At 47.8% G+C, this 14,617-nt stretch carries 17 protein-coding genes; 8 read left to right on the plus strand and 9 right to left on the minus strand.

The features are described from left to right. Window positions 1–100: 100 nt before the first annotated feature. The 3 genes from ACXAH4_RS10165 to purM are packed head-to-tail and all read right to left on the minus strand — an operon-like array spanning window position 101 to window position 2,494. The gene (locus ACXAH4_RS10165; protein ID WP_474881748.1) at window positions 101–817 is read right to left on the minus strand and encodes a DUF3108 domain-containing protein; all 717 of its coding nucleotides are present in this window, start codon (window positions 815–817) and stop codon (window positions 101–103) included. Then, window positions 804–1,454: a phosphoribosylglycinamide formyltransferase gene (purN, locus tag ACXAH4_RS10170; protein WP_474881750.1), complete on the minus strand. Its 651-nt coding sequence runs from the start codon at window positions 1,452–1,454 to the stop codon at window positions 804–806. Before purN ends, ACXAH4_RS10165 begins: the two co-directional genes overlap by 14 nt. Further along, a complete protein-coding gene (gene purM, locus ACXAH4_RS10175) occupies window positions 1,454–2,494 on the minus strand; it encodes a phosphoribosylformylglycinamidine cyclo-ligase (protein ID WP_119501451.1) in 1,041 nt (346 codons plus the stop codon). The genes purN and purM overlap by 1 nt, the downstream gene beginning before the upstream one ends. 207 nt (window positions 2,495–2,701) lie before the next feature. Between purM and ACXAH4_RS10180 the strand changes: the two genes are divergently transcribed. Further along, the gene (locus tag ACXAH4_RS10180) at window positions 2,702–3,973 is read left to right on the plus strand and encodes a DUF2066 domain-containing protein (protein ID WP_474844259.1); all 1,272 of its coding nucleotides are present in this window, start codon (window positions 2,702–2,704) and stop codon (window positions 3,971–3,973) included. A 10-nt stretch (window positions 3,974–3,983) separates the two neighbouring features. Next, entirely contained in the window at window positions 3,984–4,721 is a 738-nt protein-coding gene (gene hda, locus ACXAH4_RS10185) for a DnaA regulatory inactivator Hda (RefSeq protein ID WP_119501449.1), read from the plus strand. Between the two features lie 23 nt (window positions 4,722–4,744). Here hda and ACXAH4_RS10190 read toward each other — a convergent pair whose 3' ends face one another. Genes ACXAH4_RS10190 through arsC form a run of 3 tightly spaced genes read right to left on the minus strand, consistent with a single transcriptional unit; the run spans window position 4,745 to window position 6,116 of the window. Beyond that, window positions 4,745–5,164, minus strand: a complete 420-nt coding sequence (locus tag ACXAH4_RS10190; RefSeq protein ID WP_119503400.1) for a DUF2069 domain-containing protein — start codon at window positions 5,162–5,164, stop codon at window positions 4,745–4,747. A 5-nt stretch (window positions 5,165–5,169) separates the two neighbouring features. Next, window positions 5,170–5,763: an NAD(P)H:quinone oxidoreductase gene (wrbA, locus tag ACXAH4_RS10195; protein ID WP_474844258.1), complete on the minus strand. Its 594-nt coding sequence runs from the start codon at window positions 5,761–5,763 to the stop codon at window positions 5,170–5,172. Further along, complete coding sequence (arsC, locus tag ACXAH4_RS10200) at window positions 5,763–6,116, minus strand: arsenate reductase (glutaredoxin) (protein ID WP_474881751.1); 354 nt, start codon at window positions 6,114–6,116, stop codon at window positions 5,763–5,765. The genes wrbA and arsC overlap by 1 nt, the downstream gene beginning before the upstream one ends. An 89-nt stretch (window positions 6,117–6,205) precedes the next feature. On the opposite strand from arsC, the gene ACXAH4_RS10205 reads away from it, so the two are divergent. Next, window positions 6,206–6,697, plus strand: coding sequence for a TlpA family protein disulfide reductase (locus ACXAH4_RS10205; RefSeq protein WP_474844257.1), 492 nt, complete (start codon window positions 6,206–6,208; stop codon window positions 6,695–6,697). A 14-nt stretch (window positions 6,698–6,711) separates the two neighbouring features. On the opposite strand, the gene bepA is transcribed toward ACXAH4_RS10205, so the two are convergent. Next, window positions 6,712–8,175: a beta-barrel assembly-enhancing protease gene (gene bepA / locus ACXAH4_RS10210; protein WP_474844256.1), complete on the minus strand. Its 1,464-nt coding sequence runs from the start codon at window positions 8,173–8,175 to the stop codon at window positions 6,712–6,714. A 247-nt stretch (window positions 8,176–8,422) separates the two neighbouring features. Between bepA and ACXAH4_RS10215 the strand changes: the two genes are divergently transcribed. Beyond that, window positions 8,423–9,502, plus strand: a complete 1,080-nt coding sequence (locus tag ACXAH4_RS10215; protein ID WP_474881753.1) for an AI-2E family transporter — start codon at window positions 8,423–8,425, stop codon at window positions 9,500–9,502. Window positions 9,503–9,586: 84 nt separating this feature from the next. Here the strand turns inward: ACXAH4_RS10215 and bcp are convergent, their stop codons facing one another. Both bcp and ACXAH4_RS10225 read right to left on the minus strand, forming a co-directional pair. Continuing rightward, window positions 9,587–10,057 carry a thioredoxin-dependent thiol peroxidase gene (gene bcp / locus ACXAH4_RS10220; protein ID WP_474844255.1) on the minus strand — a complete coding sequence of 157 codons (471 nt, stop codon included), beginning with the start codon at window positions 10,055–10,057 and terminating at the stop codon, window positions 9,587–9,589. Further along, window positions 10,054–10,593: a glycine cleavage system transcriptional repressor gene (locus tag ACXAH4_RS10225; RefSeq protein WP_119501442.1), complete on the minus strand. Its 540-nt coding sequence runs from the start codon at window positions 10,591–10,593 to the stop codon at window positions 10,054–10,056. Before ACXAH4_RS10225 ends, bcp begins: the two co-directional genes overlap by 4 nt. 260 nt (window positions 10,594–10,853) lie before the next feature. Here ACXAH4_RS10225 and dapA point away from each other — a divergent pair, with 260 nt between their 5' ends. The 4 genes from dapA to ACXAH4_RS10245 all read left to right on the plus strand — a co-directional run bounded on the left by dapA (window position 10,854) and on the right by ACXAH4_RS10245 (window position 14,575). Then, entirely contained in the window at window positions 10,854–11,738 is an 885-nt protein-coding gene (gene dapA / locus ACXAH4_RS10230; RefSeq protein WP_474844253.1) for a 4-hydroxy-tetrahydrodipicolinate synthase, read from the plus strand. A 12-nt stretch (window positions 11,739–11,750) separates the two neighbouring features. Then, window positions 11,751–12,866 carry an outer membrane protein assembly factor BamC gene (gene bamC / locus ACXAH4_RS10235; RefSeq protein ID WP_474844252.1) on the plus strand — a complete coding sequence of 372 codons (1,116 nt, stop codon included), beginning with the start codon at window positions 11,751–11,753 and terminating at the stop codon, window positions 12,864–12,866. A gap of 15 nt (window positions 12,867–12,881) precedes the next feature. After that, window positions 12,882–13,598 (plus strand): phosphoribosylaminoimidazolesuccinocarboxamide synthase, encoded by a 717-nt coding sequence (gene purC / locus ACXAH4_RS10240; RefSeq protein WP_119503399.1) that lies wholly within the window; start codon window positions 12,882–12,884, stop codon window positions 13,596–13,598. 137 nt (window positions 13,599–13,735) lie between these two features. Next, window positions 13,736–14,575: a DMT family transporter gene (locus ACXAH4_RS10245; protein ID WP_474881754.1), complete on the plus strand. Its 840-nt coding sequence runs from the start codon at window positions 13,736–13,738 to the stop codon at window positions 14,573–14,575. Window positions 14,576–14,617 lie beyond the last annotated feature (42 nt).

Consider the following 14,617-nt stretch of genomic DNA (forward strand, 5'->3'; position numbering starts at 1 on the left):
AAGTTGTACTGAGGTCAGACCAGAGTATGATGCTAAAACTAATGTCTGTCACATCAAAGGTCAAGAAAGAGAACACAAAAATTTTACAACTTAACGTAGATTAAAGATGACGGTATGCACTGAGCTTGATATCCCCCTGCTCATCACCATCTTTAAATTGCTGCAGGCGGACCAGATTATAATCCAGAGCGGGGGCAAACCAGGCAAATGTTTCCCGGCTGCTATTATTGTCGCGAAGAATTTTTACCTTAATAGTGTCAAGTTCGCCGTAAGGCAGTGACAGTTTTTCTTCACCGGTGACTTCAATACCATAATTTTTCCGTTCGCCACGGTAGTTAATGAAATCATAAGACAGGGTTGTTTTGCCTGCGGCCAGTTGTCTGGCGAGATCAATACGGTAAAGTTGATTATCGGTTTCTCCCTGCCATGGCAGAGTCTCACCACCTTCGATTTCTATCTGCTTGTCAGGGAAACTGGCAAACTTAACCGAAAGCTGTTTATCGGGTCCGGTACCCGTGCGCTTATAGTAGTAGGAGAAAGGCAGAATTGTATCTTCCGAGGCAAAAAACACGGAGTGTTCAAAACGTTCGTCAGATAAGAAGAATTTGGAAACGTCTGAAGAATAGGTGAGGGAGTATTGTTCGTCGCTCAGATATTCAAGCTTGATTTTGGCTTCACCCACATCATCACCCCATTTATAAGCGGTATAATGCGCTTCAAAAGGAGTAATAACAGGTTTGTCTTCTGCAGATGCCGGTACAGAAACCAGCATCAACAAAAGTGACAGCAGAAACCCTGCCGGTTTAGTCGTTGGCATAACCTTCCGGCGGAAGAATTTTATCATCAAGCACAGCCTTATTATCTTTCATTGTCAGACGACCGGCGACAAACCACTTCAACACTAACGGATAAATCCGGCGTTCCTGTTCCTGAACCCGTTCAGCCAGTTCATCTGCGGTATCATCTTCAAATACCGGTACACGACTCTGGATGATTACCGGACCACCGTCCAGTTCAGGAGTCACAAAATGCACACTGACACCGTGTTCTTTGTCGCCGTTATCAATCGCACGTTGATGGGTATGTAACCCTTTGTACTTTGGCAACAAAGACGGGTGGATGTTCAATAATTTACCGGAAAAATGTTCAACAAATTCAGGCGTAAGAATACGCATGAATCCGGCCAGTACTACGCCATCCGGGCTAAAACTATCAATCAAAGATTGCAGTTTTGCGTCAAACTCATCGCGGTCTGAAAAATCTTTATGATCCAGGCAATGTGCAGGGATGCCGGCTTTTCCGGCTCTTTCAAGACCGAATACACCCGGGCGGTTTGAGATCACCGCCACAATTTCAGCTTGCAACTGACCGGCTTCGATACTGTCGATCATAGCCTGCAAATTAGACCCGTTACCGGAAATCAGTACGCATAAGCGGGGTTTAGCGGTAGTCATTACTTAATTTCTACCTGTTCTTCATCGCCGTTGCGATCTTCAATATGACCCAGTAACCAGGCTTGTTCTCCGCCTTCATTCAGAATACGGACGGCTTCATCTGCATCGTTTTCATCGACAACGAGGATCAAACCAACGCCACAGTTGAAGGTACGGTACATTTCATGTTGCGTAACGTTACCGTTTTCCTGCAACCAGTTAAATACGACAGGCCATTGCCAGCTTGACTCATCTACTACAACTTTGGCGTTTTCAGGCAGCACACGGGGAATATTTTCCCAGAAACCGCCACCGGTGATGTGAGAGATGGCCTCTACCTTTACTTTTTCCAGCAGTGCCAGTACCGGCTTCACATAAATACGGGTTGGCGCAAGAAGATGATCGATAAGCGGCTTACCATCAAGGTCTGCATTCACGTCTGCTTTGCTGACTTCAACGATTTTACGGACCAGTGAGTAACCGTTTGAATGCGGGCCGGACGAAGCCAGAGCAATAATTTTCTGACCAGCTTTTACGCCGCTGCCGTCAATCACTTTATCAGCTTCTACAACACCTACGCAGAATCCGGCAATATCGTAATCGCCGTCGTGATACATGCCGGGCATTTCTGCTGTTTCACCGCCAATGAGTGCACAGCCAGCCTGTTCGCAGCCTTCACCGATACCGGTGACCACGTCTGCAGCCACATCTACGTCCAGTTTTCCTGTAGCGTAATAGTCGAGGAAGAATAACGGCTCTGCACCCTGAACAATCAGATCGTTAACACACATAGCAACCAGATCGATACCCACGCTGTCATGACGGTTGGCATCCATCGCTACGCGCAGTTTAGTTCCTACACCGTCGGTGCCGGATACCAGTAACGGGCGTTTATACTTCGCGGGCAGTTCACATAACGCACCAAAACCACCAAGGCCACCACGGACTTCCGGACGGGTTGTTTTTTTAGTAACAGATTTAATACGTTCAACCAGCTGATTTCCGGCATCAATGTCTACGCCTGCATCTTTATAACTAAGTGACTGTTTGTTTTCGCTCACGAGTATGGCCCTGGTGCGGTGATTGGAAAGACGCGGATTCTACCAGTAAGTTGCAGTAAGTCCAACAGGGCGCAGGGGGGAATTCGGCTGCTGATCTGTCCTGATGCTATTCTTTTACATTTTAGTGGTGAAATATTCCGGTAAATAACACACAATACGTTTTCGCATAGTCCAGGTACGGGTTTCACGGAGCGGCGTTAATTCTTCATGCTTTTTCAATTATCTTCCTTTTCTTTAGTGTTCATTGTTGTTTCTCTGTTTGCCGGAGCTTTCTCAGGATCCGTTCAGGCCAGTACAGTGGTATCAGTTAACGAGGCCAGTGTGGCTGTGTCCGATCAGTCATCATCGACCCAGAAGAAAGCGGCCCGTCAGGCACTGGAACAGGTAGTCATAAAAATTACCGGTCAGCGTGCAGCTACTTCAAACAGTGCAGTAAGGGCCATGTTGTCTCAACCTGAACGGTATTTGCGGGCGTACCGGTTTGATGTGGTTAACGGTCAGTTGTCTTATGTCGCTGAGTTTGATTCCCGGTCAGTTATAAAGGTGATCAGGGAAGCCGGATTACCCGTCTGGGGACAGCGCAGACCGGATACTTTATTGTGGCTTGCCACCGAAGATGAAAATGGAAACCGCCAGATCATCGATGACGGTGCTAAAGGACAGGTAAGCCGTCGTCTACGTGAACTGGCTGTTGAAAGAGGCGTGCCTGTCGTGTTCCCGCTGATGGATTTAGATGACAGCGTGAATATTTCCGTTTTTGATGTTTGGGGACGGTTTGCCAGAACGTTGCAAACTGCTTCGGTCAGATATCAGCCTGATTACATTGTCGGCGCGCGGTTATACAAAGTAAAGATGAATGCTGTGCCTGACATTGAAGAAGAACAGCAAACGCGGGAGCAGGCATCAGCATTTCGCTATGACACCTACCGGCCTGCTTTTTCCAATAATGGTTTACAGGATTTGAATACCTACCTGGTGGATGATCTTGTGGAAGAAGCCCGTTCTCCGGCGTTCACCCGCAGCGAATTCGAAGCAATGTCACAAAAGCATACGCAAGGTGACTGGGCCCTTGACTGGGTAGTGATCAAAAATAACGACATTCAGTTCGGTACCCTTTATGCAGATGATGAAGACAGCCTTACCGCGTTGTTTTTTGAAGAATACAGCGATTATCTTGGCCAGCATTTTTCAGTCCGTAGCGGTGATGAACAAACAGAAGTGAATAACATTTCTATCTCTGTTGCCAATGTGGACTCGCTGGAAAAGTACGTGCATGCCAGAGAATACATGGAACAGATGAGCATGGTGAGTCATGTGTCGCTGGTGAGTCAGAAAGGGTCTGTGGCGACGTTCTCACTGTCGCTGTTGTCGCAAACCAGTGACTTTTTCAAACTGGTGAGCCTGGATTCAAAACTCAAGCCGGTGTCTGACGTGTCAGGTAACCCCCTTGACGGACTGAACTTTTACTGGAACGAATAACACAGCGCCTATGCAGTTACCTCTGGCGGTATCGTTACCTGATGATGAAACCTTCGCAAGCTTTGAGGCTGGTGAAAACAGCGGCCTTGCAGACTTTCTCTCTGCATTGAGCCAGAGTGGCAGCCGCTGGCGGGATAACACGGCATTCAGTTCGCTGGACAATAGTCCGCTGGCGGGTGTCGGTATTACCGGTGCTGCGGGGCGGGGCAAGAGTCATTTACTTTATGCCGTATGCCACCAACTTGCCTTTCACCAGACACGGCATATTTATTTAAACTTACGGGAATATGCTGACTGGACACCGGTGATCTTTGATGGCCTGGAGCGCCTGCCTTATGTGTGTCTGGACAATATTGATGCCATTGCCGGCATTGATGAGTGGGAAGAGGCGCTTTTTCATTTTATTAATCGTGTGGTAGACAATCATACGTCCATATTTATCTGGACCTCTTCCATCGGCCCGAACCATCCCGCTTTCAAATTACCTGACTTACGTTCACGTCTGAGCTGGGGTATTACCTGGCAACTGGCAGGCCTGACTGATAATGAACGTCTGAATGTGCTGAAAAAGCGCGCGGCGCAACGGGGTATGCGTTTTTCCGAACAGGCTCTGGCGTTTTTACTCACCCATTGTGACCGTGATTTACCGGCGTTGCTTGCTATGCTCGACCGGCTGGACACCCGCTCTTTGCAGGAACAGAAGAAACTGTCTGTGGCTATGATTAAGCGGGAATTGGAAAAAGAATAACCTTTCTGTGTGTCATGGTGTCTTTATTCCGTTTCTTCGAAGCGCTGCTTCTCTTCCTTCATGACATCTTTCAGTTTTTTAAGTCCGAGACCCAATTCCCGACCCCGTAATCTGGCAAACAGGCTGCAACCGGCAAACATGCCCGTGGCAAGTATCAGTTCCGTTATGGCATAACCCAGTTCCTGCGGTGCCGCGTAACCGGCTGTAATGCCGTGGATCACATAAAACAGTACAACAAAGTTTGCCCAGGCGTGGGTATAGGGTTTCCCTGCAATGATGCCGCGAAGTGGCAGGAGTAAAGGCAAAATATAAATTATGGCGATGAAGAGCGTGCCGTAGACCCTTTCTTCAACCAATACAAATTGCCACAAGGTTACCCAGGCGAGTAATCCGAGATAACTGAGTAACGCCAGCCAGCGTGCTTTTTTAGTTGCCGGTGCCATTTCTGTCATGATTTCTTCCGTGCTAATTGCCGTACCAGTTCCCCGAGACGCTTTCCCTGGGCAAAAGCCAGCGCTGATTCATCATCAGTCAGTTTACCGTCACTGTGGCCTGACACATGTCCGGCACCATAAGGCGAGCCGCCGGAAGCAGTATCGTGTAATTGCGATTCAGTGTAAGGAATACCAAAGAGCACCATGCCATGATGGAGCAGGGGCAGCATCATGGTAAGCAGGGTTGACTCTTGTCCGCCATGCATACTGCCACCGGAGGTGAATACACAGGCGGGTTTATCAATCAGTACGCCTTTCAGCCATTCCTGAGAAGTACTGTCGAGGAAATGTTTAAGCGGAGCGGCCATATTTCCGAACCTGACCGGACTCCCCAGTGCCAGACCGGAACATTCTGTCAGATCAGAACGGGTAACGAAGGGCGCGCCTGCTTCGGGAACATCCGGCCATGGTGTCATATATTCAGGGATCGCCGGCACGGTACGCACCCGTGCTTCGGCTCCTGTACTTTCAATGCCTCTGGCGATATGTGTTGCCAGTTGCCGGGTTGTCCCGTTTCTTGAGTAATACAACACCAGTACCGGCGACATCAGAGTATGTCCAGAACACTTTCAGGTGGACGACCAATGCGGGCCTTATGACCTTTTATGACCACCGGACGCTCAATTAACTTCGGAACAGAAACCATGGCATCGAATAATTGTTCGTCGGTAACAGAGCTCTCACCTAATGCCAGCTCTTTATATTCAGCTTCTTTTGTCCGCATCATGTCACGGGGGGACGAAACACCCAGCTTTGTAGCAATGGCTTCAAGCTGTTCCCGGGTTAACGGGTGTTTAAGGTATTCGGTGACTTCAACATCAATACCCTTTTCCTGTAATAAAGTGAGGGTCTGGCGACTTTTGGAGCAACGGGGGTTATGAAGTATTTGTACTGAAGACATAGGCTTTTTATTCAATGTGTTATAAATTTCACTGAGATGAATTCTAACAAGTATTAATGTAAGAATAATATGACCGGACGCAATTAATCATGAAAAAATCATTAATGATTGTCAGTGCGGCTGTGGTTGCACTGATTGCCGGCTGGCAACTTCAGCAATATACCCGCGCAGATGCCGTTACACTTTCTGGACAGCCGGTTCGCTGGGCAGACAATGGCGGAGAATGGCATATCATCAACTTTTTCGCCCCCTGGTGTTCTCCCTGTTTACGGGAGATCCCGGCTCTGAACAGGCTGATTAATCGCCTGCCTGACCATGTGAAGATAACCGGTGTCAGTTTTGATGACAAAAATGAGCAGGAACTGCGTGCCTTAACACAACAGCTAAATATTGAGTTTGCTGTGATAAACACCGCAAAAGAAACCATTTTTCCCATGCCGTATCCGGACTATCTGCCCGCAACGTATCTGATTTCACCTAAGGGGGAGGTTGTGAAAGCGTTGTACGGTGAGCAGGACGATGACTCCCTGGACGGTTTAATTCAGTATACAAACGCGGAGGCGGGTACCTCCGCTCACTGAATTAAGGGAGGCATTTACAGTCGTTTCAGCCGCTCTTCCTCGTCCCGCAGTTGTTTAATCCTTGCGCGGATCCGCTGCTTGTCAAGGTGCTTGTCGGCAGTAAAGTTATAAGCAAACTGTAATTCATCCACAGCGCGACGGTAAGCACCGTTCAGTGCCATCACTTCTGCTTTACTTTGATGCATGCCCTGAAAATCTTTGTTGTTTTTATATGCTTCAGTGAGTAACTGCCAGGCGATTTCATAGTCAGGATGCACCAGCAACAAGTCTTTCAGTAACTGAACAGCTTTGTCATTTTCATTGGCGGCAATAAGCGCATTGGCCTGATTCAATGCCAGTACCTGATTGCGTGGTGTTAATTGCAGGTGCGGTGCCAGACGTTCTGTTGCTTCCTGCGGTTTACCCATTGCCAGAGAAAGATCAGTGGCTGCATCAAGGTAAAACAGATTATCCGGTTCTTCATTAAGTAATGTATCGATCACCTTCGCTGCTTCCGGAATCTTCTCATTGCGCATGAGTGCCAGCGCTAGACCATACATTGCCGCTTCACGGACTACATAGTTCTTACGGTCCACCGCATCCTGGTAGTATTCCAGGCTGTATTTTTTATTGAACGTGTACCTGGACATCACTCTGGCCTTTGCCAGATGAAAAGAAATACTTTCTCTTAACCGCACAGGTGGAAAATCGCCGGCTCTGGCGCGGGCATCTGCAACACGCGTTTCTGTTAACGGGTGAGAAAGCAATCTTGCAGGCGGACGGGATACCATGCGGTATTGTTCCAGCAAGGTTGAGAAGAAGCTGGCTGCCGCGTCAGGATCAAATCCGGCACGGTATAACATGCCTATCCCAATCCGGTCAGCTTCCTGTTCATTAGAACGGGTATAATCAATCTGCATTTGCGCTGAAGCGGCCTGACCGGCGGAAATGGCTGCCATACCGGCCTGAGGATCTGCCATCGCCAGTAAAACACCGCCTAATATACTGGCAATGGCCAGTGGCGTAGCACGCTGTTGTGCCTGCATGTGGCGGGCAAGGTGACGCTGGGTAACGTGAGAGATTTCGTGGGCCAGCACTGACGCAAGCTCACTCTCATTTTTCGCATTATGAATAAGGCCGGTATGCACACCAATGTGGCCGCCAAAGAAAGCAAAGGCGTTGATGGCATCGTTGTTGACCCAGAAGAATTCAAAAGGAAACTTGGTATTGTCGGCATGAACAACAAGGCGGTTGCCCAGATCCTGCAAATACTCATCCAGTACCGGGTCGCCGATAATCGGGGCCCCGCCGCGCATTTGCCGCATAACGGCATCGCCAATCAGCATCTCTTTGTCAAGGGAAAGGGCGTCAGACGCTACCACACCTATTTCCGGTAACGTATTACGATCGCTGTATTTACTGGTTTGTGCAATGGCAGAAAAACTCATTGCCAGCAAACACAAGCCTATTTTAATTCCGTTTCGCGCTAAATATCTCATTGAACCTGTTACTGTTGAGTACCACTGAAGCGTTTACAGATAGAGTGGCAAACTCCATGATTAGTTTCATTTTTCCATCGCATTATTTTAGCATTGTGCCGTACAATACAGGCGATTGCTATATCGCTTCATGCATAATGTAGCCCGGAAGTTTTCATTTAGCCTGTAATACCGCGGAATCCGGGTTGCAGAGCAGTCAGTGATTCTCCTATGATGCATTTTTTTCCGTTCCGACTGAGCAGAATTTATGAGTTTAATCAGTGTATTCGGCCGCTGGTACCGCCGGAAGTTCTCTGACCCCGATGCAGCCATGTTGCTGATCTTAATCCTGTTGACGGCAACTGTGTTCGTATTCTGGGGTGGGCTTATCATGCCTGTTCTGGTGGCAGCTGTGATTGCTTATCTGCTGGACTGGCCGGTGAACCGGCTGGTAAATATTGGTGTCAGCAGGACCATTTCCTGCAGCGTTGTGATGCTGGCGTTTGTTGCTGTCACCATACTGATGATTGTCGGCTTGTTACCTACTGTGAGCCGTCAGAGCGTGAATCTGATTCAGGAAACGCCGCTAATCTGGCAAAACGCACAGGACTGGATCCTGCGGTTACCGGATAAGTATCCTGACTATGTACAGGTTTATCAAATTCAGCAGATGATGGAGAGTCTCAATGATCATCTGGTGGAGTTGGGGCAGCAACTTTTGTCAGCATCTGTCAGTTCAATCGGTAATGTTGCAGCGTTACTGGTATATATGATTCTGGTGCCGTTGATGGTGTTCTTCATGCTGAAAGACAAATTGTTTTTTCTTGATGGCATTTCGTCATTGTTACCGAAAGAGCGCCGGTTGATTACGCAGGTCGGGCATGAAATGAATACCCAGATAGCAAATTATATCCGCGGCAAAGTTATCGAAATTCTGATTGTGGGATCTGTATCCTGCATTGTCTTTGCTCTGATGGACTTGCGCTATGCCATTCTGCTCGGCGTACTGGTTGGCTTGTCAGTGCTTATCCCCTATATCGGTGCAGCCGTTGTCACCATTCCGGTGGCTGTTGTGGCATTGTTTCAGTGGGGGCTGACCCCTGATTTCTGGTATCTGATGATTGCCTACGGCATTATCCAGGCACTGGACGGTAACTTACTGGTACCACTTTTGTTCTCCGAGGCGGTGAGCTTACATCCTCTTTATATCATCGTGGCGGTTCTGTTCTTCGGCGGATTGTGGGGGTTCTGGGGAGTGTTTTTCGCCATCCCGCTGGCAACACTAGTCAAAGCGCTGATAACAGCATGGTCCGGCGGACCGGATGAACCGCCGCCCTGTAACACTTAAACACTTATTGACGGTACGTCCGAACAAAAAAGCCCTGTTCTGACAGGGCTTTTTGCTTTGTGAACGACGGAGTAAACGGGGTTATCAACCAGCCTGATTCAGATAATCCAGTACAACCTGATGATGGTCTTTGGTTTTAAACTTGTTAAACACGTGTTCAACAGCACCGTTTTCATCGATAAGGAAGCTTAAACGATGAATGCCGTCGTATTCTTTGCCCATGAATTTTTTTGGACCCCAGACGCCAAAAGCATCAGCCACAGCGTGGTCTTCGTCCGAGAGCAGGGTGAAGTTCAGGTTTTCTTTCTCAATGAACTTTGGCAGGCGTTTAACTGCGTCCGGACTGATCCCCAGTACCACAACATTGAGTTCATCCAGTGATGTTTTGCTGTCGCGAAGGTTCTGAGCCTGCACGGTACAGCCCGGTGTCATTGCTTTAGGGTAAAAATACACCAGTACTTTCTTACCTTCAAAATCTGCCAGATTAACGGCTTCGCCATTTTGATCCGGCAGGGTAAATGCCGGTGCTTTATCACCTGCTTTTAAGGTGTTCATAATTCTCCTTTATTTTTGTCTATAATCTTGCCACTCAGATTCAGGGAACCGAACAGGGCATCAGCCTCCGAACGAAGCTGCGTGATATCAACGGAATCCGGCGTACTGACAACAAATTTGCAGCGCATCATTTCTTTGCCGGTTTTTTTATCTTTAAAGGTACGCTGACGAAACGCACTGATGGAGACGTGCCGTTTCGCAAAAAAGCCGGTTACCGACTTCAGCAGGCCATGACTGTCTTCGCCGCTGAACTCCACATCGTAAAGATAATCTAAATTTTGTTTCTCATGATGGCTGGTTCGCTTCATCATAGAAAGCAGGCCGAACTTCTGACACATGGGGGGAATGGCCAGCTCCGCCCGTGTGATTGCCTGATGGGAACCTTCGATGATCATGGTCAGGGAAAATTCTTTCCCGTATATCGCCTGCCTGCTGTCGAGAATATTGCATTGCGCTTCCGACACGGTGCCGGCAATTTCGCTCAGCATGCCGCTCTTGTCGGTACCCAAAATCGTGACTATTAACTGATGATTCATGTCGTTACTTATAAAACCGGAGCCACATTTATACTAACACATCAGGATTTTTTGATGCCACGTTCCGGCATCATAAAGTGAGCTTAAGCACCGCGTCAGTTCGAAAAACAGTCTGATGTAAGGGTTTTATCCCCAATTTTTGACGGAATAGTGATTATTTAGAATAAGGTTGTCGATTAACGTCTAAAAAGCCCTTGCGATAACTTGTTTTTAGGGCTGTACCTCATTACCATGTGCGCTCACAAAACGCGGGAGATAATATGTTTAAAGGCAGTTACGTTGCACTTGTCACACCCATGACCAACGCGGGTGACATTGATTACCCTGCACTTGAGAAACTTATTGAGTTTCATATAGAGCAGGGCACACACGGTATTGTTTCAGTAGGAACAACCGGTGAATCCGCCACATTGCCTTTTGAAGAACATATTGAAGTGGTCAAACAGACCGTTGCTATGACAGCAGGGCGTATTCCTGTGATTGCCGGCAGCGGTGGAAACGCAACGGATGAAGCCATCTTCCTCAGTGAACAAATGGCGGGTTTAGGGATCGATGGTTTTCTCAGCGTTGTACCGTATTACAACAAGCCGCAACAACGGGGTATGGTTGCACACTTTAAAGCAGTCGCTGATGCGACTGACTTACCTGTGCTGCTTTATAATGTACCCGGCAGAACCGTAGCGGACATGTTACCTGAGACAGTGGCAGAACTGGCCACACACAAAAACATTGTCGGTCTTAAAGATGCAACCGGCAGTATTGAACGTCTCAAAGCCACACAGAAGCTGGTGCCTGAAGAATTTCTGTTGCTTAGCGGTGACGACGGTACCAGTGCAGAATTTTTATGTCAGGGCGGACACGGGGTTATTTCAGTAACGGCTAACGTGGTTCCCGGCGCAATTTCCAAAATGTGCGAAGCAGGCCTGGCCGGCAACGCTGAGGAATGTCGCCGTATTAATGCTACTATTGAAACCCTGCATAACGGCATGTTTATTGAGCCAAATCCGGTAATGCCAAAGTGGGCGTTATACCGTATGGGGCTGATCAACAGTGCCGAATTACGATTACCGATGGTTTTACCGGAACTTGCGAGCCAAAAAGCACTCGAAGAACTATTACAAAAACACGCTTTGATTTCTGGTTAATAAGGAACACCGATGAAAAACACTCTGGCTTTGCTCAGTGGCTTATCTGTAATAGCCCTGACAGGTTGTTCAAGCCAACAGGATTATGAGACTGCATCGGGCAGTTATGACTACCTTGAAGTTTCCCAGCGGGCCTCTGTGAAAGTGCCTGAAGGTTTAGATTCGCCTGAATTTACATCTGATTATGATCTTCCGGAATTAAGTCAGAATGCAGACACCCGTCTTACCGGCCGCAAACTGACGATTCAGTCTCCGGCGCTTGTCCTGCCCCTTGTGGCGGGTTCACATGTTGAAGAAGGCAAACAGGAAGCAACGGTCTGGTTCGATCAGGTAGATGACAGCAAGCCGCTGAATACCGCTATCTGGGACACGGTGCTGAGCTTTCTTGAGCAAAATCACATCGGTGTAGACAGCTTCGATAAAGAAAATGGCCGACTTGTTACTGACTGGGCCGTTGAAAAGACGACCGAAGAGTCAGCCTGGTACGACTGGACTGAGAATGAAACGTCAGAGGTTTCACGTCGCTTTGTTTTCACCATGGAACTAAAGCCTCACGGCCGGACTGCTGCGTTACGCGCTAAATTGCAGGATTTCAAATTTAATGGTGCAGATGGTGAAACCATCACCATGGATTCCATTGATGCGATGAAAGAACGCAGAGAAGAAATCGGCATCCTGAACGAAGTACTGACTCATTACGAATACCAAATCAGACTCGACGAGAGTAAACGTATTGCTGAAATCCGCAGTGGTCTTAATTTGGAAATGGGTTTTGACGCTAACGGTGATGCAGCCTACGTGGTTGACGCCAGACACGATATTGTATGGCCAAGAATGCTGCTGGTGTTACGCAACCTTGGTTTTGACGTAAAAGATTTAGACAGAACCACAGGCCTGTTATTTGTCACTTATAATGGTGAGGATAACGGTTGGTGGGGCAGCCTGTTCTCTGACGGTGAATCCCTTCTTGAAAAAGGTGATTATCGTTTGAAAGTGGTGCCGGCCGGCGAAAACAGAACGAGTGTGACCTTCATGGATAATGAGAGTCAGCCGTTTGAACCTAATCAGGTTGCCGACATGTACGAGCAATTTGCCCGTGTCATGACTCAGGACAATCTGGATATCTAATTTTTGAGACTGATGATGGAAAAGCGCGAAGAACTTTACCGCGGTAAAGCCAAAACTGTATACCTCACTGATGACAGCGAAAAACTCATCCTTGAGTTCAGAAATGATACGTCTGCATTTGACGGTGAAAAAATTGAACAGCTTGACCGTAAAGGTGAAGTGAATAACAAGTTCAATCATTTCATTATGACAAAGCTGGAAGAAGCCGGCATTGCCACACAAGTTGAGGCGTTGCTGTCAGACACCGATTCTCTGGTGAAAAAGTTGGATATGATTCCGGTAGAGTGCGTCGTTCGCAACGTTGCTGCAGGTTCACTGGTTCGTCGTCTGGGCGTTGAAGAAGGTTTGATGCTAAACGATTCTCCCATTTTTGAATTCTTCCTCAAAAATGATGCGCTGCATGATCCTATGGTTAATGACTATCACATCACTGCATTTGGCTGGGCAACTGAAGCGCAAATTGCAGAGATGAAACGTCTGACTTTTGCCGTTAACGATGTACTCAAAGATCTGTTCGATAAAGGCGGTATGATTCTGGTGGATTATAAACTGGAATTTGGCCTGGACAGTGATGGCAATATTATTCTGGGTGATGAATTCAGTCCTGACGGTTGTCGCCTGTGGGACAAAGAAACCCGTAAGAAAATGGATAAAGACCGTTTCCGTCAGGGCTTAGGTTCTGTAGTAGAAACATACATTGAAGTGGCTGACCGTTTGGGCCTAAAGCTCTAAAGTCGTCTCTTTTTGAAAAGCACCTGCGGGTGCTTTTTTTGTGTCCGGTGTTTACCGGACCGGAGTAACCGGATCTCAAGTACCATTGTAATTGCTCCTTTGTCGTGGGAAGGTGAACAAAATAAAAGGAGCGATTCATGCCTGTATCTACGTTGTTGTACGCCTGCTTAGCCATGGTGGCTTTTGCTGCTAATTCCCTTTTGTGCCGGATGGCGCTGGTAGAGACTGATATCGGGCCGGCTTCTTTCACACTCGTAAGGTTACTCAGCGGTGCTGTGGTGCTGAGTTTGCTTATCCAAATGAAAGGGCATAATCCTGCAAAACAGGGAAGCTGGGCAGGATCTGTCGCACTATTCTGCTATGCAGCAGGTTTCTCTTTTGCCTATCAAAGCGTAACTACGGGCACCGGCGCTCTTTTGCTGTTTGGTGCTGTACAAATTTCAATGATCAGCATCGGCTTTTTAAGAGGGGAACGGTTCAGTTTTATTCAGACAGCCGGCTTTGTAGTAGCTTTTGCAGGTTTAATTTATCTGGTACTGCCCGGCGTTACAGCCCCGCCGCTGCCCGCTGCATTGCTGATGATTACTGCCGGTATCAGTTGGGGAGTGTATTCACTGTTAGGCAAAGGCGTAGCATCGCCACTTTTAATGACGGCAGGAAACTTTGTCCGTACGACGCCGTTTATTGTCGCGCTGTTTATCTTTGTTGATGAGCCACTTTCACTTTCAGAAACAACTATCCGCTACGGTATTATCTATGGCGTATTGTCCGGTGCCATCGCATCGGGTTTGGGTTATGCCTTGTGGTACGCCGTACTCCCTAAAATAGCGGCGACTAATGCCGCCACTTTACAACTCAGTGTACCGGTAATTGCCATCTTGATGGGCTGGGTATGTCTATCTGAAAGCCTTAACGTCAGAGTCATTATTGCCAGTGCTGCAATCATTGGTGGCATTATACTGGTAATAAGAAAATAGCGCTGACCGGCAGGTTTAACAAACAGGTTTCTATACATGCGC

It is taken from the genome of Alteromonas sp. ABV2_168, assembly GCF_056161165.1.